This window comes from Methylophilus sp. (assembly GCF_008015755.1).
Classification (GTDB): domain Bacteria; phylum Pseudomonadota; class Gammaproteobacteria; order Burkholderiales; family Methylophilaceae; genus Methylophilus.
The window spans coordinates 1-23,038 of the sequence record NZ_SSGF01000025.1; the positions used below are offsets into that span (position 1 = coordinate 1).

At 51.3% G+C, this 23,038-nt stretch carries 19 protein-coding genes; 7 read left to right on the forward strand and 12 right to left on the reverse strand.

Annotated features, from left to right (window positions below; translation table 11 throughout):
- Positions 1 to 430: 430 nt before the first annotated feature.
- The 4 genes from mutS (at position 431) to E6Q52_RS10120 (ending at position 4,812) form a co-directional block, all read left to right on the forward strand.
- Positions 431 to 2,977, forward strand: coding sequence for a DNA mismatch repair protein MutS (gene mutS / locus E6Q52_RS10105; protein WP_292821631.1), 2,547 nt, complete (start codon positions 431 to 433; stop codon positions 2,975 to 2,977).
- 10 nt (positions 2,978 to 2,987) lie between these two features.
- Positions 2,988 to 3,581 carry a nitroreductase family protein gene (locus E6Q52_RS10110; RefSeq protein WP_292821633.1) on the forward strand — a complete coding sequence of 198 codons (594 nt, stop codon included), beginning with the start codon at positions 2,988 to 2,990 and terminating at the stop codon, positions 3,579 to 3,581.
- Positions 3,582 to 3,749: 168 nt separating this feature from the next.
- Positions 3,750 to 4,295 carry a PEP-CTERM sorting domain-containing protein gene (locus tag E6Q52_RS10115; protein WP_292821635.1) on the forward strand — a complete coding sequence of 182 codons (546 nt, stop codon included), beginning with the start codon at positions 3,750 to 3,752 and terminating at the stop codon, positions 4,293 to 4,295.
- A 148-nt stretch (positions 4,296 to 4,443) separates the two neighbouring features.
- A complete protein-coding gene (locus tag E6Q52_RS10120; RefSeq protein WP_292821637.1) occupies positions 4,444 to 4,812 on the forward strand; it encodes a co-chaperone YbbN in 369 nt (122 codons plus the stop codon).
- Between the two features lie 931 nt (positions 4,813 to 5,743).
- Here the strand turns inward: E6Q52_RS10120 and E6Q52_RS10125 are convergent.
- The gene (locus E6Q52_RS10125) at positions 5,744 to 6,208 is read right to left on the reverse strand and encodes an Lrp/AsnC family transcriptional regulator (protein WP_194742875.1); all 465 of its coding nucleotides are present in this window, start codon (positions 6,206 to 6,208) and stop codon (positions 5,744 to 5,746) included.
- A gap of 163 nt (positions 6,209 to 6,371) precedes the next feature.
- Here E6Q52_RS10125 and leuA point away from each other — a divergent pair, with 163 nt between their 5' ends.
- On the forward strand, positions 6,372 to 8,057 hold the full coding sequence (gene leuA, locus E6Q52_RS10130) for a 2-isopropylmalate synthase (protein ID WP_292821641.1): 1,686 nt from the start codon (positions 6,372 to 6,374) through the stop codon (positions 8,055 to 8,057).
- A gap of 50 nt (positions 8,058 to 8,107) precedes the next feature.
- Here the strand turns inward: leuA and E6Q52_RS10135 are convergent, their stop codons facing one another.
- The 11 genes from E6Q52_RS10135 to purB all read right to left on the reverse strand — a co-directional run bounded on the left by E6Q52_RS10135 (position 8,108) and on the right by purB (position 20,037).
- Positions 8,108 to 8,455: a hypothetical protein gene (locus E6Q52_RS10135; RefSeq protein ID WP_292821643.1), complete on the reverse strand. Its 348-nt coding sequence runs from the start codon at positions 8,453 to 8,455 to the stop codon at positions 8,108 to 8,110.
- A gap of 74 nt (positions 8,456 to 8,529) precedes the next feature.
- Positions 8,530 to 9,420 carry a peptidoglycan DD-metalloendopeptidase family protein gene (locus E6Q52_RS10140; protein WP_292821645.1) on the reverse strand — a complete coding sequence of 297 codons (891 nt, stop codon included), beginning with the start codon at positions 9,418 to 9,420 and terminating at the stop codon, positions 8,530 to 8,532.
- Positions 9,417 to 10,091 (reverse strand): protein-L-isoaspartate(D-aspartate) O-methyltransferase, encoded by a 675-nt coding sequence (locus E6Q52_RS10145; protein ID WP_292821647.1) that lies wholly within the window; start codon positions 10,089 to 10,091, stop codon positions 9,417 to 9,419. The genes E6Q52_RS10140 and E6Q52_RS10145 overlap by 4 nt, the downstream gene beginning before the upstream one ends.
- 5 nt (positions 10,092 to 10,096) lie before the next feature.
- Positions 10,097 to 10,846: a 5'/3'-nucleotidase SurE gene (surE, locus tag E6Q52_RS10150; protein ID WP_292821649.1), complete on the reverse strand. Its 750-nt coding sequence runs from the start codon at positions 10,844 to 10,846 to the stop codon at positions 10,097 to 10,099.
- Between the two features lie 97 nt (positions 10,847 to 10,943).
- The gene (locus E6Q52_RS10155) at positions 10,944 to 11,306 is read right to left on the reverse strand and encodes a DUF2069 domain-containing protein (protein WP_292821651.1); all 363 of its coding nucleotides are present in this window, start codon (positions 11,304 to 11,306) and stop codon (positions 10,944 to 10,946) included.
- Complete coding sequence (locus E6Q52_RS10160; protein ID WP_292821653.1) at positions 11,303 to 12,028, reverse strand: DUF2470 domain-containing protein; 726 nt, start codon at positions 12,026 to 12,028, stop codon at positions 11,303 to 11,305. The genes E6Q52_RS10155 and E6Q52_RS10160 overlap by 4 nt, the downstream gene beginning before the upstream one ends.
- A gap of 23 nt (positions 12,029 to 12,051) precedes the next feature.
- Positions 12,052 to 12,642: an NAD(P)H:quinone oxidoreductase gene (gene wrbA / locus E6Q52_RS10165; protein ID WP_292821655.1), complete on the reverse strand. Its 591-nt coding sequence runs from the start codon at positions 12,640 to 12,642 to the stop codon at positions 12,052 to 12,054.
- The gene (locus E6Q52_RS10170; protein ID WP_292821657.1) at positions 12,639 to 13,469 is read right to left on the reverse strand and encodes an NYN domain-containing protein; all 831 of its coding nucleotides are present in this window, start codon (positions 13,467 to 13,469) and stop codon (positions 12,639 to 12,641) included. Before E6Q52_RS10170 ends, wrbA begins: the two co-directional genes overlap by 4 nt.
- A 16-nt stretch (positions 13,470 to 13,485) precedes the next feature.
- Positions 13,486 to 16,776 carry a translocation/assembly module TamB domain-containing protein gene (locus E6Q52_RS10175; RefSeq protein WP_292821659.1) on the reverse strand — a complete coding sequence of 1,097 codons (3,291 nt, stop codon included), beginning with the start codon at positions 16,774 to 16,776 and terminating at the stop codon, positions 13,486 to 13,488.
- On the reverse strand, positions 16,776 to 18,512 hold the full coding sequence (locus E6Q52_RS10180; RefSeq protein ID WP_292821661.1) for an autotransporter assembly complex family protein: 1,737 nt from the start codon (positions 18,510 to 18,512) through the stop codon (positions 16,776 to 16,778). Before E6Q52_RS10180 ends, E6Q52_RS10175 begins: the two co-directional genes overlap by 1 nt.
- A 151-nt stretch (positions 18,513 to 18,663) precedes the next feature.
- Positions 18,664 to 20,037, reverse strand: a complete 1,374-nt coding sequence (gene purB, locus E6Q52_RS10185; protein WP_292821663.1) for an adenylosuccinate lyase — start codon at positions 20,035 to 20,037, stop codon at positions 18,664 to 18,666.
- A 191-nt stretch (positions 20,038 to 20,228) separates the two neighbouring features.
- Here purB and E6Q52_RS10190 point away from each other — a divergent pair, with 191 nt between their 5' ends.
- Both E6Q52_RS10190 and E6Q52_RS10195 read left to right on the forward strand, forming a co-directional pair.
- Positions 20,229 to 20,903, forward strand: a complete 675-nt coding sequence (locus tag E6Q52_RS10190) for a transglutaminase-like cysteine peptidase (protein ID WP_292821665.1) — start codon at positions 20,229 to 20,231, stop codon at positions 20,901 to 20,903.
- A gap of 118 nt (positions 20,904 to 21,021) precedes the next feature.
- On the forward strand, positions 21,022 to 22,950 hold the full coding sequence (locus E6Q52_RS10195; protein WP_292821667.1) for an EAL domain-containing protein: 1,929 nt from the start codon (positions 21,022 to 21,024) through the stop codon (positions 22,948 to 22,950).
- Positions 22,951 to 23,038 lie beyond the last annotated feature (88 nt).

Consider the following 23,038-nt stretch of genomic DNA (forward strand, 5'->3'; position numbering starts at 1 on the left):
ACTGTGGTTCAGCTACTTAAATGAGAAGAATCCCATTCATCACGCTGAGTAGCGGAGACGAAGTGGGGGCTTTCGGCCATCGGCAGTTCGAGTTCCGCAACAAGCCACGTTTTGTGTGGCTTGTCAGGGCGAGTTTTGATGGACGCCCACATGAAGTCCGTTAACGGACGAAAGTCCTAGGTTGAGCAACGAAAGGGAGCCGTCAGGCCGTGATGGCTGGGTGTCGTCCTCTTTGGTTACTTTCTGGGGGACAAGCACCAGAAAGTAACTCGCCAACAGGCGAAAGAAATGACAACATACAACACACAGATTTGAATAATCACTTTCTTCCGCCATCGTCTTTCTAAAAGCACTCTCGGCAAAAAACACGCTTTTGTTGTAAGATGCACTGGCTATTTATTCCAATTTCTCTAAATCAAAGTTTCCCTGCATGTCCTTCGAAAACCACACCCCGATGATGCGTCAATACCTGACGCTGAAAGCACAGTATCCCGATATGCTGCTGTTTTACCGCATGGGTGATTTTTACGAACTGTTTTTTGAGGATGCTGAAAAAGCATCGCGTTTGTTAGGCATTACATTGACCCGCCGTGGCGCCAGCAATGGCGAGCCGATCAAGATGGCGGGGTTGCCTTACCATGCCGCTGAAGGCTATTTGGCCAAGCTGGCAAAAATGGGCGAAGCGGTGGCGATTTGTGAGCAAGTCGGCGATCCGGCAACGTCTAAAGGCCCGGTGGCGCGTGAGGTGACACGTATTCTGACGCCTGGCACCTTGACCGATGCGGCGCTGCTGGATGAAACCCGCGACAATACTTTGCTGTGTGTGGCCAAAGGCGAGGGCGTGCTGGGGTTGGCGTGGCTCAACCTGGCTTCGGGCGAGTTTGTGTTGAGCGAAATTGCACCAGGGCATTTGTCGCAAGAACTGGAGCGCATTCATCCGGCCGAGTTGGTGCTGGCTGAAGATCATCGCTCTGATGTGTTAGACCAAGCCCGTTGTGCCAGAAAGCGGCTGGCGCCCTGGCAGTTTGATTGGGAGACTGCCCAGCGCAGTTTGACCCAGCAATTTAATACGCATGATCTGGCCGGGTTTGGTTGCGGCGAGATGCCTGCAGCGGTGACGGCGGCGGGGGCCTTGCTTGAGTATGTGAAGCATACGCAGCGTACAGCGCTGCCGCATATTGTGGGCTTGCGGGTAGAGCAGAGTACACATTATTTGCAGCTGGATGCGGCAACACGGCGCAATCTGGAAATTGATACTACTATCCGTGGCGAGCCGAGCCCGACCTTATATTCATTGCTGAATTCAACGCAAACAGCCATGGGCGCGCGTTTGCTGCGTCACTGGTTACATCATCCTTTGCGTAACCAGGCTACGATTCAACAGCGTCATTTGGCGGTGGCTGAGTTGTTGCAGCAGTTTCTTGAAGGCGACTTGCAGCAGGCCTTGCATCCGATTGGCGATATTGAGCGCATGACCACACGCGTGGCGCTTAAAACGGCGCGTCCGCGGGATTTGTCTGGGTTGCGTGATAGTTTGTTGCAGTTGCCCGCCATGGTGGCGACGCTACCTGCGGTGGATGCCGGTTTATTACGCAGTTTGCTGGCGGAGTTGCAAGTGCCTTCTGCCGCCTTGCAGTTACTGATGCAAGCGTTACAAGCAGAGCCGTCTGCGGTATTGCGTGAAGGTGGTGTGATTGCCAATGGTTACGATGCCGAGCTGGATGAGCTGCGTGCGATCCAGACCAATCACGGTGATTTTTTGCTGCAATTTGAAGCTGCCGAAAAAGCGCGCACTGGCATTAACAACCTCAAGGTGGAATACAACAGTGTCCACGGATTTTATATTGAAATCAGTCGCCTGCAGGCTGAAAGTGCCCCACCAGAATATCGCCGCCGCCAGACTCTGAAAAACGTTGAGCGCTTTATTACGCCTGAACTCAAAGCCTTTGAAGACAAGGTGCTCAGCGCTAATGAGCGTGCACTGGCGCGTGAGAAAATGCTCTATGAGCAAGTGCTGGAGGCTTTGTTACCGCATATCGCCAGCTTGCAACGCATTGCCACGGCGGTGGCAACGCTGGATGTATTGGCCTGTTTTGCCGAGCGGGCACGGGCATTGCATTATGTGCAACCTGAATTTCGGCGCGATATTGGCCTTGAGATTCAATCTGGTCGTCATCCAGTGGTAGAGAGTATTGCGCAGCCTTATGTGGCGAATGATGTGGTGCTGAATCCCTATCGCCAGTTGTTGCTGATTACCGGCCCCAACATGGGCGGTAAATCGACCTTCATGCGACAGACCGCACTGATTGTATTGTTGGCGTATTGCGGTAGTTTTGTGCCAGCACACACTGCCGTGATTGGTGAGTTTGACCGTATTTTTACCCGCATCGGTGCTTCTGATGACCTGGCTGGTGGCCGTTCTACCTTTATGGTTGAGATGACAGAAACCGCCAATATTTTGAACAACGCCAGTGCCAATAGTCTGGTGCTGCTCGATGAAATTGGTCGCGGCACCAGTACGTTTGACGGCCTGAGCCTGGCGTGGGCGGTGGCTAAACAATTACTGGAAAAAAACAAGTCACTCACTTTGTTTGCCACGCATTATTTTGAGCTGACGCGGATTGTCGATGACGCCAAGCATGCCGCCAATGTGCATCTGGATGCGGTAGAACATGGGCAGGGCATTGTGTTTTTGCACAAGGTAGAAGAGGGTGCTGCCACCATGAGTTACGGGATTCAGGTGGCCCAACTGGCAGGTATTCCAAAGTCTGTGGTACAACTGGCCAAGCGCAAGTTACAGCAGCTTGAAAACCAGACCATTGCCGCCACACCGCAGAATGATCTGTTTGCCAGCAGCCAGCTGCCTGAGGAACCGCCAGTGCATCCGCTGGTCGCAGAGTTAGAGCGTATTCAGCCCGATGATTTAACCCCCAAGCAAGCATTAGAACTACTATATCTTTTGAAAAAACAACTGTGAGGATTTGATCATGCAAAAACCTGCCATCACCCAACAAGCCATACACGATTTACTGGCTAACCGCTGGAGCGGCCGCGCCTATGACGCTGCTCAGTCTGTGAGCAAAGAGCAAGTTGTCAGCCTGCTTGAAGCCGCGCGTTGGGCACCTTCATGCTTTGGTGATCAACCATGGCGTTATGTCGTATGCAACAAGGCCGATAATCTGCAAGCCTGGCAAGCGGCTTTTGATTGTCTGGTGCCTGGCAACCAGAGTTGGGCGGTGGATGCGCCAGTGCTGCTTTTGATTTGCGCGGATACCTTATTTAGTCACAATGATAAACCAAATAAATGGGCCGCCTACGATACCGGTGCCGCGACGGAGAACCTCTGTTTGCAAGCGACGGCGCTGGGTTTAATGGCGCACCAGATGGGTGGATTTGATGCTGATAAAGCACGCACCACCTTTAACGTGCCTGAGCGTTACCAGATTCTAGCCATGGTCACAATCGGCTATCAGGCAGCCGTGGAGAGCTTGGCCGGGGAAGTCAAAGAGCGCGAACTCGCTGCGCGCAGCCGCAAACCACTCGAGGAGTTGTTTTTTAATGGTGTATGGCAAGGTCAATAGTTTCGTCACGTTTGCCTATACGGCATTGGCCCGTTTGGGTAGATAAGCCCTTGATCGAGAAGATTGTTGTTGAGTTATTCGACACGATGGCTTAGGATAAACTTATTGATTAATAGCATGCATAAGAAAGTTGTCTGTGATTACAGGCAAACGCTTTGAGGAGAGAATATGTTGATATCACGCTTTGCTAAAACGGTTGTTGGCCTTGCCTTGATGGTGGGGATGTCTGCAGTAAATGCAGCTAACTACACTTTTGTTGGCAGTTGGTCTGTTTATAACAGTGCCGCACCTTTATGGAGTGACAGTGCTTATGACGATACTAATGGCCCGCTAGCTTACACTGCTCAAGAAGCCGCTGCGTTATTGTTTGGTGGTTCTGCCTCTGATTATGTGATTAGTTCTATCGATAACAATCCACTCAATATCGATTTCAAGGCTTGGTATGATGTGCTAGGTTATGAGTCTAATAACACGGGTGTTTTATTCGCTCAAGACTATAACAGCAAGTATAACGGTGCTTATTATGGTCCAGTGGGTTCATTCATTCCTGATAACATCAATGCCGCTGCTTCTGCATTTATCAGAGACAATGATGTCTCCAGTGTGAACTATGCATTTAGAATCACACCTGTGCCAGAGCCAGAAAGCTATGGTTTGCTGATGGCAGGCTTGGGTACCATTGTGTGGGTACGTAGAAAAAAAATCACTGCTTAATGTACAAGCATTTAAAAACAAAAAAGTCGGCATTGCCGGCTTTTTTGTTTTGAGGGATTTGCATCACAGTGCATGAAAATTTCTCTGGCAGCCAGTTTCGTCTGTTAAAATATTACTTATAAAAACAATTTTTTGGACTGGAGATAGTATGGCGGTTGTAACACTGACCAAAGATAATTTTAAAGAAACCATCGAAAGCCATGCTTTTGTGGTGGTGGATTTTTGGGCACCCTGGTGTGACCCTTGCGTAGCGTTTACGCCGACTTTTGAGGCTGCTGCAGCAAAGAACCCGGATATTCTGTTTGGCATGGTGAATACTGAAACAGACCCGGAGATTTCTGAGTATTTTGAAGTGAAACAAATTCCAGGCTTACTGGTGATTCGTGAGCGTGCAGGGATTCATGCGCAAGTCGGCGAAATTGGTGCGCCAGCACTGGATGAGATTATCAAGTGGGCACGTGAGTTTGATATGACGCCGGTGCGGGAATATTACAAGGCGGAAGATGCCAAGCAATAATCGCTGCTGATTGTTGACTAAAAAGCCATGCATTGCATGGCTTTTTGCTTTTATGCAATGCGAATTTTAATCGATGATTTTGGTATTGTTGCGTTATTTGGCATGCCGCTGTCGGCTGGAGGCTGGGAAAGGTGAGATTGCAGTAAAAGGTTACTCTTTGATTGAATGTTTTATTTTCGCCTTTTCGGTGGGACCTGGTCGTTGCAGTCGTAGGGTGGGCATTTATGCCCACGCGTTTGTGGTTGTTTGTTAGGATGCTTTTCGCTTTTTCAGCGAGTTACTTTTCTTTGCTTGCCCAAAGAATAAGTAACCAAAAGAAATGCACCCCAGCTTCCGCTTATTTCCTGCGTTGCTCGTCAAAATAAGCGGTCACGAAACTCATCCTAGCGACCTGCACAAAACGCAGGCCACCGCGGGATTCGAACAGTCGCTCCCTTCCTTCTTATTTTGCCTGCGCTACTCGGCGCGGCAGATGGGGACCCCGAAGACCATGCGACTGCCATCACTCGATGGATTTAAACAAATGAATCTTGTTTTTAAACCGTCCAAACTGTGGTGCGGCTACTTAAGTAAGATAAATCCCATCCCATCACGCTGAGTAGCGAAGACGAAGTGGGGGGCATTCGGCCATCGGCTGTTCGAGTTCCGCGGTGGCTTGCGTAGTGTGTAAGCCGCTAGGGCGAGTTTCGATGGATGCCCACTTTGCTGAGCAACGCAAGGGAGCCGTAGGCCGTGATGGCTGGGTGCCCTCTTTTTGGTTACTTTTTTGGGGCAAGCAAAAAAAGTAACTTGCCAAGAACGCGAAAAGAAACATCTAACAAAGAGCCGCCCATTATTAAAAGTAAATTGGACTGCATTGAACTTAAGGAATGACGCCGAGGAGGTCAAAAAGCAAAAAATCACTTTAATGAGCATCTCTCATACTCATGTCTTAATCCACGGGTACTTTCGCCCGTGCCACCACATTCCTCAGTACAAAACTGGTATGCACGCCGGTGACGCCTGCAATTTTGGTGATTTTATGCAGTAATAAATGCTGGTAGTCATCCATATCTTTCACCACGACTTTAAGCAAGTAGTCTGATTGCTGGCCAGTAATTAGCAGACATTCCAGCACTTCTGGAATCTGTGTGATGCTGCTTTCAAAATTCGCAAAGCGTTCTGGTGTGTGTTGATCCATGGAGATACCAATCAACGCCATCAGGCTAAGTCCTAGCTTTTTCGCATCAACCAGTGCCTGATAGCCAAGTATCAGGCCTGCTTGTTCTAAGGCTTTGACTCTTCTCAGGCATGGCGCAGGGGAGAGGCCAATACGGTCTGCGAGCTCCTGGTTGCTGATGTGTCCGTCAGTTTGCAGTATGCTCAGTATGGCTTTGTCGAACCGGTCTAATTTCATTTAAATTTCAACTTTAATTTTATATTGAAATAATATTACAAAAATATTTAATAAGTTGAAATAATATTTTTTAAATTGGATTTTTTTAGATAAATTAGCAATTTAATTTTTCGCCAAACCTCTATCATGTATTCTGTCAAAAACAAAACCGATGGAGCACAGCATGCAGACACAATCCGCACAAAAATATCAGGCTTTTCCACCTGTGAATCTCAAAGACCGCCAGTGGCCGAATGCGGTGATTAGCCAGCCACCGATCTGGATGAGTACCGACTTGCGTGATGGCAATCAGTCGCTGTTTGAGCCTATGGATGCGGAAAAGAAGCTGCGTATGTTTCATATGCTGTGCCAGATGGGGTTTAAAGAGATTGAAGTGGCCTTTCCTTCGGCGTCACAAACCGATTTTAATTTTGTGCGTCGTCTGATTGAGGAAAAACGTATTCCTGATGATGTGACCATAGAGGTGCTGACGCAGGCGCGAGAGCACCTGATACGTCGCACCATGGAATCAGTGCGCGGTGCGCGCCGTGTGATTGTGCATATTTATAATGCGATTTCGCCTACCTTTAGAGAGGTGGTATTCAATATGAGCCAGGCCGAGGTGAAGGCGATGGCCGTAGATTCGGTCAAGCTGGTGAAGGCTCTGGCGGCTGATATGCCTGAAACTGAGATCATCATGCAATATAGCCCGGAGACGTTTACCGCCACGGAGCTTGCATTTTCTAAAGAGGTCTGTGATGCGGTCACCGAGGCCTGGGAGGCGACGCCAACACGCAAGGTGATTATTAATTGCCCAGCGACGGTAGAAGTGGCGAGCCCGAACGTGTATGCGGACCAGATTGAATGGATGCACCGCAATCTGGCGCGTCGCGACAGCGTGATTCTGAGTCTGCATCCACATAATGACCGCGGTACGGCGGTGGCGGCGACCGAGCTTGGCATCATGGCCGGTGCGGATCGTGTAGAAGGGTGTCTGTTTGGGCATGGCGAGCGCACTGGTAACGTGGACCTGGTCACCGTGGCGCTTAATATGTACACGCAAGGCGTCCACCCGGGCCTGGATTTTTCGGACATTGATGCGATAGGCCGCACGGTAGAGGAGTGCACGCAGATTGAGATTCATCCGCGTCACCCTTATGCGGGTGACCTGGTGTTTACTGCATTTTCTGGCTCGCATCAGGATGCGATTAAAAAAGGTCTGGCTGCCCAGCAGGCAGATGCACGCTGGAACGTGCCTTATCTGCCGATTGACCCTAAAGACCTGGGCCGCAATTATGACTCAATTATTCGGGTGAATAGCCAGTCCGGCAAGGGCGGCGTGGCTTACCTGATGGAAAGTCATTATGGCGTTGTGATGCCTAGACGCATGCAGGTAGAGTTTTCGGGCGTGGTGCAGCAATATACTGACCAGCATGGCAGCGAAGTTGGCCCGGCGGAGCTGTGGCAACTGTTTAATACGCATTATGTGTCTGCGGTCGAGCCTATGCACTTTCAGGACTACCAGCTTGAGACGCATGCCCAGGGCCAGGCGATTCGGATGCGTGTGGCGATGGATGGCGTGCCAACGATTGCCAGCGGGCAGGGCAATGGTCCGATAGATGCGGCGATTCATGCGCTGCAAAATATGGGCATAGAGGTGCAGGTGCGCAGTTTTGAGGAGCGTTCGCTGGGCGCCAGTGCTTCAGCCGCCGAAGCCACCGCCTGTGCTTTTGTCGAGGTCGTCTGCCAGGGCAAAGTCTGTTATGGGGTGGGGATGGATACCAATATTGTCACCGCGTCTATTAAAGCGATTTTCAGCGGCATGAATCGCTGTGGTATACAGCCTGCGGGGGTGGCTAAAACGGCCTGATGTGATTGACCGTCGCCTGTCGTCTTGTCTTGGCGATAGGCGGTGTATGTTTACCAGTGGCCAGTCGTCACTAGCCTGTAGATGAAATAAGCGCCTAACAGCATCATGGCATAGACCGGAAAATTGCTGGCTGAACGCCGTTGTTGCGAGCTGATATGGGTGATGTAGCGGTGAAAAGCAAACATGGCAAGTAGACCGGCGGCGGTGAGGACCATGTTGAGCGTGGAGGCCATGATCCACTGTACCCAGTCCATCGGCCCCTCGTTGCTGCCAAACACATGCACCGCCATGCCGATAAAGCCGCACACCATGAGGCCCAGTGTCAGTAATGCCTGCACGATTTGCCGCGGGCCATCTGGGCGAATCGTGCGATTTTTGCTGTAACGGTTTGGATCCACTTGCGGACTCCCTTCAAGCAACAGGCGCGTTCGCGCGATGAACTGCTCTCAAGTCTGGCAGGGCTGCACCGACTTTAATTGTGACTGCTTATTGTAGCTGCATTATTCGGTAAATAACTGGCCGGGTCTACTGGTTTGCCTTTTTGGCGAATTTCAAAATGCAATACAGGCGCTTTGTTATTGGCCTGGGCAGGTAAGTTAGCCAGTTTTTCGCCAGAGGCGACAAACGCACCTTCTTTTACCAAAGAATTACCTTGATGGGCATACACTGACAGCAGGTTACTATTGTGTTTGATGATAATCAGTTTGCCATAACCACGCACATCCATGCCGCTGTAAATCACTTTACCAGCGCCTGCGGCATTAATCACCTGGCTCGCATTGCCGGTGATGTTGAGCCCTTTATTGGTTTGCGCATCAAAGCCAGTGCTGACCTTACCCGCTAATGGCCACTGCCATTGAATATCCGCATCGGTAATGGCCTCAAGGTCTGTTGCGGCTGTCGTTTTGCCTGTGTCAGAGGTGGCCTGCGCGCTGGCTGCTGCCGCAGTCGTCGCGGGTTCAGCAGGGCTGTTAATGTCAGGCCGAACAATCGCTGAAGTCACGACTTCTGCATCATCTGGCGCATTGGCGCTGTCATTGGCTTTGCTATTCGCCGTGCTGCTCGTTGCTTTGGCGTTTAGGTTAAGTACCTGCCCGACATGAATCTCATACGGCGCCTGCAACTGGTTAACCTCGGCCAGTTTCATAAACGGGATGCCAAACTTACGGCCTATGCTGTAGAGCGTGTCACCTTTTTGCACCAGATATTGATTCGCACCCAGCATCGCGGGGGCGGCTGTGGCTTTGCTATCGCTGGTAGCTGGGCTGCTGCTGACCGGGGCAGGTGGCATGGGTGAGTTCAAGGCGCAGGCGGCAAGGGTGCAACTGGCGCCCCATGCCGTGAGCAAAGTGCGTAATCTCATGATAAAGCCGTGCCTCCCAACAATGGAACAAATTTGACCGGCTCCAGTGCCGTTTGTTGTACGCCTTGTGCGCTACGCTCGATCAGATGCAAGACTTGTTCTGTGGTTCCAACCGGGATCACCATGCGGCCGCCTACTGCCAGTTGTTCAACCAGCTCTTGCGGCACATGGCTGGCGGCAGCGGTGACCATGATGGCATCAAACGGCCCATAATTTTTCAAACCCAGGCTGCCATCGGCGTGATCTAGTTTGACATTGGTGCATTTTAAGGTGCGCAGATGATTTCTAGCTTTCATCACCAGCGGACGGATGCGCTCCAGTGAGTAAACCTCGGTGCTCACGCGTGACAATACTGCTGTCTGGTAGCCGCAACCGGTGCCTATCTCCAGCACTTTATTGAGCGGTTTGCCATTACGCAAAATTTGCGTCATTTTAGCCACAATATAAGGCTGTGAAATGGTCTGGCCATAGCCAATTGGCAGTGAAACATCTTCATAAGCACGAATAGATAACGCTTCATCGACAAAAATATGGCGCGGAATATCGGCCATGGCGGCAATCACCACTTCATCGGTGATGCCCTGTTCGCGCAGGCGCGTTAGCATGCGCTCACGCGTGCGCGATGATGTCATGCCTATGCCGGTTTTGCTGGAGGTTCTTGGGATCGCCATAAAACTTAATTCTGAGCTTGCAGCCATTGTTGCATGGCCGCGATTTGCGAATGTTTGGTCAGGTCTACCTGGATAGGGGAGATAGAAACATAGCCTTGTGCGACGGCGTAAAAGTCAGTACCATCGCCGCCATCGTTGGGCTGCCCTGCAGCGCCCACCCAGTAAACTGTTTCGCCACGTGGCGTTTGCAGTTTAATCACCGACTCAGCCTTGTGGCGCTTGCCCAGACGTGTGATCTGGCGGCCCTTAATCTCTTGCAATGGCAGATCGGGCACATTGATATTGAGCAGGGTAGGCTCGGTAAATTCGCTGTGGTTGTATTGCTTGACCAGGTCGACCACGATTTTTGCTGCCGTTTCAAAGTGGGCGGGCTGGTGCTGCGACATCGAGACCGCAAATGAAGGAATCCCCAGCAAATAGCCCTCAGTGGCGGCCGCGACCGTGCCTGAGTAAATGGTGTCATCACCCATATTGGCGCCATCATTAATGCCACTAATTACCATGTCTGGCATATCTTGCATCAGGCCGGTGAGGGCAATGTGTACGCAGTCAGTCGGGGTGCCGTTGACATAATAAAAACCATTGGCGGCTTGTTTGACACTCAAGGGGCGGTCTAGCGTCAGTGAGTTACTGGCACCACTGCGGTTACGCTCGGGCGCCACTACCGTAATATCAGCGATGTTGCTTAGGTGGCTGGCAAGTGTGTTCAGGCCGGGAGCCAGATAGCCATCGTCATTGGATAACAGAATTCTCATGCCCGATATTATATAAGGTTTACCGGGCTTGTCAGCGTCCGTGCGCGAAAGAATTTATAGCGAAAATGGCACCTGCATGGACGCTGTTCAAGTGATCTTAAGCAGGCTGGTAACTGCGGCCGGTGTATTTAGAATAGGCAATTACGCTGGCAAAAAACACCAGGCTAAGGATGACTTCTGTCACGGCTAACCAGCGCGCCACGCCTGTTTCTGACCATGCCCGGACCGAGCCTTCGGTGAAGTAGAATAAAATCAGCATACCTGACCACTGATAGGTATAGCGTTTACCACGCAAAATACCAAATACGGGCAGCAATAACGGCAGCGTTTTGAGAAACAACAAGCTGCCACCCGCCCGTAGCGGTGCCCAGAAGATCTCCCAACCCAGGCACAATACAATGAGACCAATCAGGCTGAGGCTGGCCGCACGGCGACTCATGGATAAAATGCGTGGAATCATGATTTACACGCTTGCGATAACGCGACCAAGGCCTTGCGGGCATCCATGGCATTCAAGACTGGCTGTTCAAACTGAAAGCGCAACAAGCCTTGCGTTTCTTCGCCTTGGTGATATTGCACATCAAAACCTTCTGCATCCAGGCCGATCATTTCTGCATGATCAGCGGTCACGCCATGCACATGCTGGCAATATTGCAGCAGGCTGTCTTTATGGTCTTCGTTCATGTGGGCGACAATGCCGCCTTCCTGAGCCGCCAGCATGCTGTCAGCCAGGTCGTTATTGAGCGCATCGCCTTCAAACCAGCCCATGCGGCCAAAGCCTGCAATGTAGCGTACTTGCTCAATCTTGATGCGATAAAAATGAAAGTCATGCATATCAAAGTAGCTGGCTGCCTGTGGCAGATAACGTAAATAACGCGCACGCAAATCTTCGTCCTGTTTGTCGCAATGTATGGCTTCGCCAATCAGCGTCAGGCGTGCATTGGCTTGCAAATCATCGGCCCCAGAGAATACCAATAAAGACACTTTCGGATTTTCCAGAATATTCTTGGTATGTTCGGCAATGGTACTGATCAAAATCACGGGCTCCGCCTGCTGGTTACACACAAACGGCGCCACCGAGCCAAACGGGTAGCCGGGATACTTCATCGAGTGCGTCGATAAGATCGCATGTCGGGTTGAAAATAAAAACTGACGGGCTTCATGGGCTAGAGCAGCAGACATAGATTACTTTTCCTGAAAAACGGTTATTGCAATTTGAGTGCAGTTTCAGCCAGGCGTTTCCCTAGCGCCATGCACAATTTTTTCTCATCTTCTGAAATTGGCTGGTCATCCATCGCGCCACCGATATGACTGGCACCATAAGGCGTGCCACCGGTTTTGGTGCTGCCCAGTTGTGGTTCAGAATAGGGCAGGCCCAGCATCAGCATGCCATGATGCATGAGTGGAATCATCATCGTCATCAAAGTCATTTCATTGCCACCGTGCAGCGAGCCACTCGAGGTGAACACGGCAGCAGGCTTGCCGATGAGCGCGCCGTTCAGCCACAAACCCGCTGTGCCATCCAAAAAGTATTTCATGGGTGCCGCCATATTACCAAAGCGCGTCGGGCTACCCAAAGCCAGCCCCGCGCACTGTTCCAGGTCCTGCAAGGTCGCGTAAGGCGCACCAGAGGCAGGAATATCTGCCTCCGTGGCCTCACAGTTGGCAGACACTTTAGGCACCGTGCGCACGCGCGCAGTCACGCCAGCGACGCTTTCCACGCCGCGCGCAATCAGTTGCGCCATCTCTTTGACGGCGCCGCCTTGGGAATAATAAAGGATCAGGATGTCTGTCATTGTTTTTTGCGTTTATCTTTGACGTGTTGTTTTTTTGTGTCTAGTTCAAACAAACCGATGGTTTGAATGAGCTCGCTAAATTTGGCATAGCCATAGTTTCTAGAGTCAAATGCTGAATAGTTTTTAATGATATGTTTTTTAACTTCACTCAAGTTAGCAAAGCTATCATCTTCAGACAGCGCTTCAATCGCCGAGCGTATCAGTGAGACCAGTTTAGCGTCCATTGCCAGTTGTTGAGAGGTCTTTTTAACCACGGGACTCAGTGCCACCAGCTCGGGTGCCGCGGTTGCATTTTTAGCCAAACTATCTTGCTTATCCGACATCGCTTTATCATGACTGATTAGTGCCGTGGCGTCTTCTGCGTCAGTTTTTTTGTCTTGTGACAGAATCTCAATAAAGACGAACTGGTTGCAGGCTGCGCGCAGTGATTCAGGCGTTTTGGCTTCGCCAAAACCATATACCCGTTTGCCTGACTCGCGGAAACGGATGGCCAGTCTGGTGAAATCACTGTCACTGGAGACAATGCAGACGCCATCGAGGGGTGCAGTGTAAAGTAAATCCATCGCATCAATAATGAGGGCACTGTCGGTCGCATTTTTGCCTTTGGTATTGGCATATTGCTGCATGGGTTGTATGGCGTGTTTGGGCAGCACCTCTTTCCAGCGGCTGAGTTGATGCTGTGTCCAGTCACCATAAATGCGGCGTATGCTGGCATCGCCAAACTTGGAAATTTCTTCAAACAGTGCGTCAATGATGGGAATCACGTTAAACGTGTTATCTGCATCAATCAGCACAGCTAGTCTTGGGTTGGTGTTGTCGGTGCTCATCTGTTTAAAGGCTCAATTAGTCAAAGCTAAATCCATAAAACACGTCCAGCGCGTTGTCTGAGCCGGTGCGGGTTTCGATGGAAATGCGTTTGGTCAGTTGGTAGGTGAGTTTACCAACATTTAACAGGCCGACAATGCTTTTTTCATAGCCAACCACCAGGTTGCGGTTGATGCGTTTGCCGACGCTGACGGCATAATTGGTGGGCCCGCTGCCGCGGACATCGATGCTGTCGAGGCCGACGGCTTGTGCAATTTTGGTTTGCAAAGAGACAGAGTCGCCTTGCGATAACAGCGCGCCAGCGGCGACTGATAATAAAGCCATATCACTGCTGCCGACTTGCGACATGGGTTGCCCCAGCACCAACAGCGAGACTTTGTTTTCATTGCTGGTGTCAGGCGTGGCGACCAGTTTTAATTGCGGGGTTTGCAGGCTGCCATTGATTTGGATGCCCACCTTGGTGCTTTCCACTTGTCTGGTGGCTAACACATCGAGGCCAATATTAGGCAGTTTGCCGCTGAATATCAGGCGACCGGTCTCGATATTGAGAGATTGGCCGTAGGCGATATACGTGCCGGTGATTTCCAGTGTGCCTGCGGCGGTCAGCTCGTCCAGCCCGCCATTGAGCTGCATATTGCCACTCAGTGCGCCGTTTAAGCCTTGGCCTCGCAACATGAATTGTTCGGATTCCTTGAATGGTAATATCAGCGGCTTGTCGCCAAAGTCGAGCGCAAAGTTGTTAAACACCAGTTTTGATGTCGGTTCAGCCTGGGTGGCTTGTGGGGATTCAATCACGACATCATCGTCCAGTTTGGGCTTATCTGCTTTCGGCAGCTCAAACAGGCCTTTATGTATCTTGAGTTTGCCGCTCAGCGTAGTTTGCTCGCTGGTCATACTGATGTTGGTATTGCCGCTCAGTTGTACCCAACGATCTACTCTGGATAAGGCCTGCAGTTTGGTGAGTTGCATGGCGGCATCCAGCTGCCAGCGATCTGCTTTAAAGACCAGTTGGCCGTTGCCATTGAGTTCGCCCGTTTTTCCCGCAAAGTGTAGTTGGTCAATATTCACTTGGTCGCCTGCCAAGGTGGCATGCAGATTGCCTTGTTCCAGCCACAAGCCTTGCGAGGGGACTTGTAAGGCGAGTGATTGGCCTTGCAGGCTGCCTTGTAATTGTGGCTGAGCGATGATGCCGCTGGCCTGCGCGTCTATGCTGAGTTGGCCCGCTGGCTGCATGTCTGGCATGAGTTTGGCTAGCCAGCCGAGTTGCGCAATGTTGGCTTTGAGTTGTGCTGAGATGGGAGCAGAGCGTTGAATGACGATGCCATTTGCTGTCGGTGTGACGACGGTATTACCACTGAATTGCAGGTCTATCGTGCTGTCTGCACGTATGCTGCTTTGCACACTGATGCGATTATTCTGCGCCTGCATCTCTGCGAAGAGTGTATTGATGCCCAGGCCCTGCCAGCGCGCCTCGCTGGTGTCATAGGTTTGCCAGTCGCCGGAGGCGCGCTCAAGGTGCAGTGTGCCGTTCAGCTGTTCATCTAAGGCTAGCTTCCATTGTGCCGAAACACGCAAATGGTCAGCGGGCAGGGCTTCTGAATGCTCGGGCACCAGCCATGTCATCAGCGCTTGCAACGGAAATGCCTTGAGTGCCCCTTGCGTGCTGAACTGTACTTTTTCGGCAGGTTGTTGTGTGATCGCGTTGGCGGTTCGTGCCGGGCGGTAGCGCAACTGATCGAGTTGCAACTGGCCTGAGAGGGCATTGACGACCAGGTTTTGCAGCTGAAAGCCTTGTTCGTTTTGCCATTGCAGGTTTGCCGGTTGTGCCAGTTGAAAGAACTTGCCCTTAGCATCTTGCAATTGCGTGAGCTGTGCCTGCCAGGTATCTGCCTGCCAACTGCCATCGAGCGCCAATAGCAGGTTGCGTTGCAACAAGGGGTCACTATCATTGATTGTTAACGCTAAGTGGTGTTTTGCCAGCGTGCCTGTCAGGTTGAATTCGGCATCAATCGGCGGGCTATCGATGCCACGCGCATTCTGCTGTGACAAACCGCGCAACTTGACCTGGTTTTTGAGAGAGCCCTGTGACTGGTTAGTGGCCTGACCCTCTGCCTCAAAGCCTGCTAACGTTAAGCCTTGCGGTAACTGCAATTGCTGGCCCGAGAGTTGATAGGTGGTTGCAAAGCCACTGGTCGACTGTTGCACCGTGCCAGTGCCTTTTACTTGGCCCGCAAAGCCTGGCATTAGTTGCGCCAGGTTGGCGAGCTCGGCTTGCCATGACAACGTGGTGATCTCCGCAGTAGACGGGTTTTTACCTGCTTGTATGGTCAGTTTGTTTTTATCCAGTTGTGCCAGTAGCTCCATTTGGGTCAGTTGTGCGCCTTGCAGGGTGGCGTTGCCGCGCACAATCAGTGGCTGGCCCTGCAAGCGGCTATCGCCTGCATCAATGGTGGCTAATAATTGGCCTTGCTCGGTCAGGCTGCCATCGGCGACGATTTTTAAATCCATGTGACCTGCCAGTTGCGGATGGATATGCTTGGCTTGTAATTGGCGCAGATGCACCAGCAAGTGGCTCTGGCGTGTGTCATCGAGACCAATGCTGGCGTTGATTTGCAGCATATCCTCGGCCTCAGTTTGCGCAGGAACGATGGCAAATGGCCTGGCTTGCGGTTGATAGTGATGGTTGGCGGCGATCTCCAGCCGGGTTAAATCGCCACGCAGTTCAGTGCGCAGGTGATAAGGTAACTCTGTATGCGCTTGTTGTACGTCTAGCCAGCCATTCAGCGCAAAGGGGGCAGCATTTTGCATCTGAAACTGTGTGCTGACTTTACCCCATGGGCTCAGCGCTTGCGCGATGCGGAATTGCAAGGCCTGGTTATCGGCATCGAGGTCGAACTGAATCTGTGTAATCTCTGTGGTGCTAGTGCCTTGGATAATGGTGAGTCGGTCAATCTGGCCGGAGAGCAAGTGAAACGGCAGCGGAATGTTGATATGCGCTGGTAGCGGTGTTTTTGCCGCTGGAGGCGTTGGCGTGACCTCGGTCGTGGGTTTAAAACGCAAGGTGATTTGTTTGGCACGAAACTGCGAGACGGTGAGCTCGCCTTTGGGCGTGACCGCCAGGCGCATATTGGAATCTATGCCTTCTACTTTAAGTGTTGCGTTACCCAGGTCGGTTTCAAACTCTTTCAAGCTGGTCATCATCAGCACATTGGCCGCCCATACCATTTGTGGCGTGATGATGAGCGATAAACATAGCAGACCAATGAGTGTGAGCTTGAGCAAACGCTTGAATGTGTGTAAGAGTGACATCAGAAATTCACGCCCAGGTTAAAGTGCAAACGGTATTCTTTGGTTTGTTCGCCATAGGCAACATCGACGCCGACCGGGCCAATCGGGCTGCGCCAGCGTACACCCAAGCCGTAGCCAAAGGCCGGGTCATAGTCTTTCCAGCTATTGGCCGCATGACCAAAATCGACAAACATAGCGGCGCCCCACGAGGAGGTCAGCCATTGCACGATTTCGCTGCTGCCAGTGAGTAAGACGCGGCCACCGACAATGGCGTCTGCCTCTTGTACGCCTAGGGACTGAAAGGCGTAACCGCGCACCGATTGGTCGCCACCGGCCCGGAATAAATAGGTCGCAGGCACACTGCGTGCGCCAGTCACCGTGCCAACCTCAATCCGGCCCAGCCATTGCGTGGATTGTGTGATTGGATAAAAGCCCTGCAACCTGGCTTGCGATTGCAGAAAGCGGCCGTCTGACAGCTTGTCCAGTGGCGCCAATTGAAACTGGGTGTTTAAAATCCAGCCTTTAGTCGGCGCCAGCGGGTGATCCAGTTTGCGCATATTGAGGCCATAGGCCAGCGTGGCGGCTTTGTTAAATTGTGATGATTCACCATCCACAGTTAAAAATTCATACAGTAAATTAGCACCGACATATTGCTCGAAAATGCCGGGCTGGCCCCAATAGCGGCGTACCCCATTTTGTACCGCAGTAGTAATCTGGCCCTCAAGGTCTGTGCGGGTGACGCTGTTTTGTATGCTGTCGCGGTAGCCTCTCTCGTCCATGAGAAAGGTGATGTTAGAGGTGACGGCTTGCAGCTTCTGTTCTAGCCGCAAGCTGCTGTCCCATAACAGGCCACGGTCAAACAGGTTGCGGTCGGTGTAGTTAAACACGACGCGGGCGCCGGTGTTAGTGCTGGCGCCGACGCCGACACGCACGGTATTTTGCTCCATTTCGTGCACAGTGACGTCTATGTCAGCACTGTGATCGGCATTGAGCGTCTCGGTCTTGGCGACGACATCCACCGAGCGGAATTTGCCGGTGGCCATAAAGCTGTTTTGCAAGGTGAGTAAATCTGCCTGACGGTAGGGCGCGCCCGCTTTCAGGGTATTGAGAGGGCGGATCAGCGACTCTTGATAGTGCTGTAGCCCATGGATGCGGACTTCGCCTATGCGCACCGCGGGCCCGGAATCCATGGCGAGGGTAATCAACACCTCTTGGGTTTGCGGATTCACCATGGCCTGTGAAGTGGTGATCTTGGCATTGGGAAACTCTGCACGCAGCAAAGTAGCGAGTAGTTCGCGTTTGGCGGTAGTCCAGGCTTGTTGGGTAAACGTGCTGTTCACTGGCAGCGGCCAGCTTTTTTGCGCAGCTTCTAAGGTTGTCAGGTGGCTGGGCTGTTGAATTTCGCCCGTAATAGCGACATTGACCTGACTGACTTTGGCTTGCGGCGGCAGTGTGATCTGAAACTCAGCGACATTGGCCGCTGGCTGGACGCTGCGCGTTTTTGTTTTGAAATAGCCTTCGGTCGCCAGCAGGTCGGCAATTTCTTGCGGTGTTTTTTGTATGAGTCTGCGCCATTCACTATCGTTCATGCGCGGGTTTTGCATGGCTTCGTGGATGCTCAGGTGCCTTTGCAGCAGTTCACGTAATGCTGAGGTGTCTTCTGGGGGCGTATCGTTGGCGAGCGAAAAGCGGGTTTGGTAGGTGCTGCCTGGCTTGACCTCAAACCAGGTGCTGTCTTGCGCCTGGCTTGGGCTCATCGCCAATAACCATAGGGTAGCAAGCAGCGTGAACTGCTTGCACGTGGACGTTGCCCAGAACAGGCAGCAAAAGCGCATCTTGGCTGCCTGTTCATAAGCGGGATGTTTTACATGATGAGCAAGAAAATCCCGGATCAAATCTAAAGACTGTTTAAATGTGTTTCACCAGTTGACTGGCCTTGCCGGTATAAGTGGCAGGCGTAAGTGCCAACAATGTTTGCTTAGCTTCGGCCGGAATTTGCAAAGTTTCAATAAAGGCATGCAGCGATTGCTTGTTGATGCCGCCTTTGCCACGTGTCAGTTCTTTTAACTGCTCGTAAGGGTTTTCTATGCCATAACGGCGCATCACGGTCTGGATCGGTTCTGCCAATACTTCCCAGCTGTTGTCCAGGTCTTCCAGCAAGCGTTGCGGATTGATTTCCAGCTTGTTCAGACCGCGCAGGCAGGAGTCGTAACCCAGTAAAGTATAGCCAAACGCCACACCCATATTACGTAATACCGTCGAATCAGTCAGGTCGCGCTGCCAGCGGGAGATCGGCAATTTTTCGGCCAGGTGGCGTAATACAGCGTTAGCCAGACCCAGGTTGCCCTCAGAGTTTTCAAAGTCAATCGGGTTGACCTTGTGCGGCATGGTCGACGAGCCGATTTCACCGGCTTTGACTTTTTGCTTGAAGTAACCGACTGAGATATAACCCCAGATGTCGCGGTTAAGGTCGATTAAAATGGTGTTGATGCGTGACAGGGTGTCATACATTTCTGCCATGTAGTCATGTGGCTCAATCTGAATCGTCATCGGGTTGTAAGTTAAACCGAGTGACTCAACAAAGCGTTTGGCAAACCCTTCCCAGTCAAATGTCGGGTAGGCAGACAAGTGCGCGTTAAAGTTACCGACGGCGCCATTGATTTTGCCCAGGACTTCATTGGCTTGCAATTGTTTGAATTGGCGTTGCAAACGATAGACCACGTTGGCCAGCTCTTTGCCCATGGTTGAGGGGCTCGCAGTTTGGCCGTGTGTGCGTGACAGCATGGGCTGATCAGCCAGTGCATGTGCGAGCTCAGTCAGGCGAGCCATCACGGCTTGCAGGTTGGGTTGCATCACCACATCACGCGCAGATTTCAGCATTAAGGCATGCGACAGGTTGTTAATGTCTTCTGAGGTACAGGCAAAGTGAATAAACTCACTGGCTTTTTTAATCTCAGGATTACCGTCAAACTTTTCTTTCAGCCAGTATTCAAGCGCTTTCACATCGTGATTGGTACGTGCTTCAATCGCTTTGACCTGGGTGGCATCTTCTTCGCTAAAAGCCTTAATGGCGGCATCTAGTTCGGCGATGGTTTCTGGGCTAAATGGCGCAATTTCTGCCAGTTCTGGCGCAGCACTTAGTGCTTTTAACCATTCGACCTCTACCAGTGCGCGGTATTTGATCAGCGCATATTCACTAAAAAAAGGCCGTAAAGGATCAAGTTTGGATTGATAGCGACCATCCAGTGGTGACAGCGCATTGAGCGTGGTGAGAGACGTCATGGTTAAAAAACTTATCGATTCAAAAACCGATATTTTACCCAATCCAGCCACACTTGTCTTTGTTGAATGTGCTTTGCTTGCCTTAACAAGCCCGCGCAGGCAGTTTGGAAGTTGTCGATTAAAACCACTTTGTTTGGTAAATTGTGCTTGATGGCGCCATGACATAATCGCTCACTGGGAATGAATTTCACATGAGACGCGACAGACACTCAGCTTTGGTTAAACTGGTGACAGGCCTATGCCTGGCGCTGTGCCTGCTATGGTCGCCGATACAAGCCGATGACTACGTACTGGCGATGCTGGAAAAGATTCGGCAGCGTTATGGCGAAGAGGCTTACCAGAATGTGATGCGCATGAACGAGCTGTTTGGCCAGGTCGCCAGTGCCAGCGAAATGACCAAGGTGCATATGGTGAATGATTTTACGAATCAGCACGTGTTGTTTGTGGATGATATTACCTTGTGGGGCATGGAAGATTACTGGGCCAGCCCGCTAGAGACGTTTGGCAAAGGCGCGGGCGACTGTGAAGACTTTAGTATCGCCAAATATACCCTGCTAAAACGACTGGGGGTGTCACAAGACAAATTACGCCTGACCTATGTGCGGGCGCGCATGCCTAGCGGTGCGATTCGCCCGCATATGGTGTTGACCTACTATGCCACGCCCAATAGCGACCCGCTGGTTCTTGATAATCTTAACTTTGAATTATTGCCCGCCTCAAAGCGCGGTGATTTGTCGCCTGTGTTCAGTTTTAATGATAAGGGCTTATTCGTGGCGAATAACCCGAATATGCGCGCGGGCTCACCTTCTAATATCTCTAAATGGCGAGATGTGCTGACGCGTATGCGACAGGATGGACTGGAATGATTAAAAACCTGTTAGAAATGTGGTTATTATGGAGGCGGAATGCTAGGCTAGTGCGCAAAGCCTGCACGCTCGGCGGGTTATGGCCGAATCCACCCCAGGAAAGTAAGAGGGCTTTCAAATGTCTTTGGTAAAACAGATACGAATTGCAATTTCTGTCATTATTTTGATGGTGGCGGCGGGATGCTTGTTCCTGAGCGTTTATGACGACCATCGTTATATGGCGGAACAGCTGCAGAAGAAAAATAACGACAACGCCAATGGGCTGGCGATTACGCTGTCCAACATCCAGAAAGATAACGTCACGGTAGAGCTGATTGTCAGCGCCCAGTTTGATATGGGACATTACCGCCGCATTGCTATTCTCTCGCCCGATAACAAGGTGATGATAGAGCGGATAAACCGTAATCCGCACGCGGTGGCGCCCGCCTGGTTTCAGTCTGTGTTCTCGGTCAATATTCAGCCCGGTATCGCCAGTATCCAGTCTGGCTGGCAGCAATATGGCACGCTGGTACTTGAAAGCGAACCGTCGTTGGCTTATGACCAATTATGGGAAACCTCACGCCATGCCGTGCTGTGGACATTGATTGTGGCTTTTTTAAGCTATGTGGTATCTGGCTTCTGGCTCAAGCGGATTCTGAAACCGCTGGACGACGTGATTGCACAAGCCGAGGCCTTGGGCGAGCGCAAATACATCACCATTGCAGAGCCGGCGACAGAAGAGTTCCAGAAGCTGGTGCGCACCATGAATACGCTGTCTGACCGTGTGAAGTCTATGGTGACGGCAGAATCTGAGCGCCTGAACACCTTTAACCAGCAGATTAACTACGATGAAGTGACCGGTTTAATGAATCAGTCGCATTTTACCAATACGGCTTCGGTGGCTCTCAAGCACGACGGATTTGTAGAGGGCGTATTGATTCTGGTGCAATTACGTAATCTGCCTGATATTGACAAGCAACTCGGCTACAGCATCACCAACCAATTGATTAAAAAGGTGGGCGATGCTGTGCAGCAGCAAATGTCACATTACCAGGAGGTGGTATGTGGCCGCTTGGCCGGTGGCGTGTTTGGTATTTTCAGTCGTCAGCCGCTGGATGATTTTGCTGTCACTAACGAGCTGAAGCTGGTGCTGGAAAAATTAAATGCTGCGCAGCAATTGTTGCAGTTCCAGTTTGTGGTCGCACATACCAAAACTAAAAAGGGTGATGACTTTGTCGATATTCACCGTGTGATGCAGTTTATTCTCGATCTAGCCGAAGACCAGGCCGTGACGCCGATGCGCGTGATGAATGCGAATAGTATCGTCACTTCGAGAAAAAATTACCTGAATCAATGGAAACAGCAGTTCTTGCAGGCGATTGAGCAAAAGCAGATCAAACTCGCTTGTTATCCAGTCATGCAGCGTGACCAGCAGCTGTATCACTACGAGTGTCCATTGCGTTTGCACATTGATGAAGGTGATCAATGGCTGGCGGCGGGTGCTTTTATTGATTGGGCCAGTCAGCTTAATATGATTGAAACGCTGGATGGGCTGGCGCTGGAATACGCTGTGGAGATGCTGGCGAAAAATAATGCCAGCCTCAGTGTGAATGTATCAGCCGCCGCCATGCGTAGTGATGAATATAAAGATAAATTGCAAGCTTTGATGCTGACGATAGCCAAGCCTGCACGATTGAGTTTTGAGGTCGCGGAAGAAGCAGCATTTAGCGATTTTGTGAAATTTAAAGAGTTTGTGTACCTGGTGAAATCTTTGGGTTGCATGGTGGGCATGGAGCATGTCTCCACGCGTTTGGCGCAATTGGGCGATTTACATGAGCTGGGTATGGACTACATCAAGTTTGATGCCTCGTTGATTCGTGATATTCACTTGCGCCCTCAGCAACAGTCACTGATGCGCGGCTTGTGCATGATGGTGCGCACCATGGGCATTGTGCCGATTGCAGAAGGTGTGCAAGACCAACAAGAGCTGGATAGTTTGAATGCGCTGGGGATTGAAGCAGTCACCGGCCCCTTTGTGCAGGAAAACTTGCAGTTTGGGGCGCTATAAAAAGTGTCACTCAAAGTGTCAATTTTTGTAATTTCGGGGTGTTATGCCATATACTCATCGTTTTGACATGGCTTAACACCCCATACAA